Here is a 3,213-nt window from a genome sequence, read left to right as displayed (position 1 = left end):
GCGCAGCCCCGCCCGCGTCCGCGCGCTCAAGGCGGCGCTGCGCAGCGGGCTCGAATCACTGATCATGGCGTCCGCGGAGCACGGCGCCGAACAGGTCATCGCGCGCTGGCGCGACCACCCGGCCGGACGCCAGGTCCTCGCCGGGACGGACGCCGACCTCGCGCACGTCTCCCCGGAGCTGTCGCGCCGCGTCACCCGGGCCGTCAGCTCCTGGCAGGACCACGTCCAGGAGCTGATCCGCACCGAGGGCGTCACCAAGCGCTCGGTCGCGAAGCTGGTCTCGTTCGACACCGAGGCGGTCTCCCTCGTCCTGATGATCGGCCTGCTCGGCTACGGCACGTCCGACGTGGCCGTCGAGGGCGGCAACAGCGCCGTCCCGCAGCGGCTGCTGAAGGCGCTGTTCGGCGCCGAGTCGCTGCGCGGCATGGGCGCCAAGGCCCGCGCCGACCTGCGCAGCCGCATCGGGATGCTGTTCGACGAGGAGGCCATCCGGTTCGGGCAGGTGCTCGACTCGGCCGGCATCCCGGACGAGACCGTCCCCGTCCAGCTGTACCAGGCCACCTACAACCTCGAGGTTGCCCGATGACCACCTCGGCCATTCCCGCGAACTCGCCGGCGGGGACCGGCGGGTTCCCGATCCTCGGCGAACCCGCGCCCGCCGCGCCCGCCGGCCCGCCCGCGCTGGTCGACCGGCTGGGCGCCCTCGAACGGCTCGTCCAGACCGGCTTCGGGCGGCTCGACCAGCCCGTCCTGGACGACGCCGGGGCGCTGCTCGACCGGGCCGGCCAGCGGCTGCGGCTGTCCGGCGAGCACACCGTCGTGACCCTCGCCGGCGGCACCGGCAGCGGCAAGTCCTCCCTGTTCAACGCCATCTGCGGGCTCGAACTGTCGCCGACCGGGATGCGCCGCCCGATGACGTCCCAGGCCCACTCCTGCGTGTGGGGGCTGGACGGCGCCGGGCCGCTGCTCGACTGGCTGGACGTCGACAAGCGGCACCGCTACGCCCGCGCCAGCGCCCTCGACATGCAGCGCGCCGACGCCGGCCTGCAGGGCCTCGTGCTGATCGACCTGCCCGACCACGACTCCATCCAGGCCGTGCACCGCGCCGAGGTCGACCGCTTCGTCACCATCGCCGACCTCCTCGTGTGGGTCGTCGACCCGCAGAAGTACGCCGACGCCGCCCTGCACCGCAACTACATCGTCCCGTTCGCCCGGCACACCGGCGTCACCCTGATCGTCCTCAACCAGGTCGACCGGCTCGCCCCGCACGAGATCGAGGACTGCGTCGCCGACCTGCGCCGCCTCCTGGAGGCCGAGGGCCTCGCCGACCCGCGGATCGTGACCACCTCCGCCATCGCCGAGGACGGCGTGCACGGCTTCCGCGACGTCCTCGTCGACACCGTCGCCGCCCGCCGCGCCCGCACCGAGCGCCTCTCCGCCGACGTCGACCGGGTCGCCGAGCGCTTCACCGCCTACCGCTTCCCCGCCGAGCCCCCCACCACCGTCGACGAGGGCCACCGCGGCGAGCTGATGCAGGCCCTGACCGACGCGGCCGGCGCGCCCGCCGTCGCCGAGGCCATGGAGAGCGCCTACGAGCTGCGCGCCGCCGACTTCGTCGGCTGGCCCGTCACCGCCATGATCGCCCGCCTCCGCTCGGACCCCCTCCGCCGGATGCGCCTCACCGAGCTGCGCGAGGAGCTCCGCAACGCCTTCACCGGCCCGATCGGCGCCCAGCAGGGCGACGTGGACAACGCGCTCCAGGGCGTCACCGAGGGCCTGACCCCCTCCCTGCCGACCCACTGGGGACGCTCCGTCCGGGCCGCCGCCCGCGCCCACGCCACCGAGATCCCCGAGGCGCTCGGCGAGTCGCTCAAGGAGGCCCTGCCCACCTTCAACGCGGTGCCGCGCTGGTGGTGGCTGGTCAAGACCTGGCAGTACTTCCTCGTCCTGGTCGCCGTCCTGAGCGTCGTGTGGATCGGCTTCCTCGTCGCCTTCGGCCTCCTCGGCGCCGGCGGCGACGACCCGGACGGCCTCATCGGCCAGGCGGGCCTGATCCCCTACGTGGCCGTCCTGGTGGTGTGCACCCTGGGCATGGGCTGGCTGACCGCGTCCGCCTGCCGCAACCTGGTCGCCCTGTCGTCCGCCAAACACGGCGAGAAGATGGAGCACCACATGCGCCAGGGCATCGAGCGCGTGGCGTTCGAAAAGGTCATCGAGCCCATCGAGGACGACCTGGACGTCTACGCCCGCTTCCGCAAGGACGTGGACGTAGCCCTGGGCTGAGTTATCCACAATTCAGCGACCCCGCACCCCGCCCACGCCGGCTGCACCACCGTTGACTCGTAACCGACGTCAACGGAGGCCGAAGTGAACGAGGCACACGTAACCATCACCGGCTGGGTCGCCGCGGAACCCCGCTACGCCGTCACCGCCAACGGAACCCCCTTCCTCTCCCTGCGAGTGGGCTGCACGCCCCGCCGCTTCGACCGCCAGACCAACCAGTGGCAGGACGACGACCCCCTCTACGTCACCGTCAACTGCTGGCGGAACCTCGCCGAGAACGTCAACGCGTCCGAACTCCAGCGCGGCACCCCCGTCCTCCTCACCGGCCGCCTCCGCATCCGCCAGTACGAGCGCGACGACCAGTGGCGCTTCTCCGCCGAGGTCGAGGCCCTCACCGTGGGCCCCGACCTGAACCGAGGCACCATCGACTTCCGCCCCGCCCAACGCAGCGGCCCCCTAACCGACGAAGACCGCCAACTGGCCCGCGAAGCCGCCGACCAGTGGGCCCTGACACCCCCCACCGAAGAAGAACCCAAAGCCGCCTAACCCACCCGCCAGCCCGGCACGCCGTCGTCTGCCAACTCGGCAGGTTCGTGAAGTACCGGTCGAGCGGCGTCCACCCCTCGCCCCTCGACGTCTGGCCAGACTGGTGTGTCGTTGTCCGCCGGTTCGCAGGCTTGTGAAGTGCTGCGAGGCATTGGTGCGACGGTGTTCAGCGGTCGCCTGTCGACGGGTGGCAGGCGGGATGTCGTCGCCTGCGGGGCATGACGGCGTCGGACGCGCCCATGGGGATCGTCTTGGACGTCCGTCCGGGGGCGCGGAGGCTGACTCTTATAACAATCTGACGCTGCCGGCGAAGGGGGTAGTGGAGGATGAGGGCGGACCCGTATCCTCAAAAACAAAACAATAGAAGCAGCGAAACACGTATAG

At 71.8% G+C, this 3,213-nt stretch carries 2 protein-coding genes and 1 pseudogene; all 3 read left to right on the top strand.

The window, feature by feature from the left end; all coding sequences use genetic code 11:
* Nucleotides 1-586: pseudogene (locus tag HUX53_RS30070) on the top strand (AAA family ATPase); the annotation flags it as partial.
* Nucleotides 583-2,283: a GTPase family protein gene (locus HUX53_RS30065; protein WP_176406597.1), complete on the top strand. Its 1,701-nt coding sequence runs from the start codon at nucleotides 583-585 to the stop codon at nucleotides 2,281-2,283. The pseudogene HUX53_RS30070 and the gene HUX53_RS30065, both read left to right, overlap by 4 nt.
* 84 nt (nucleotides 2,284-2,367) lie before the next feature.
* Nucleotides 2,368-2,829: a single-stranded DNA-binding protein gene (locus HUX53_RS30060; protein ID WP_176406596.1), complete on the top strand. Its 462-nt coding sequence runs from the start codon at nucleotides 2,368-2,370 to the stop codon at nucleotides 2,827-2,829.
* Nucleotides 2,830-3,213 lie beyond the last annotated feature (384 nt).

The sequence above is a fragment of the Actinomadura sp. BRA 177 genome (assembly GCF_013372625.1).
Taxonomy (GTDB): Bacteria; Actinomycetota; Actinomycetes; order Streptosporangiales; family Streptosporangiaceae; genus Spirillospora.
The sequence above is the reverse complement of the archived record's forward strand: the minus strand, read 5'-3'. Positions and strand labels throughout refer to the sequence as shown.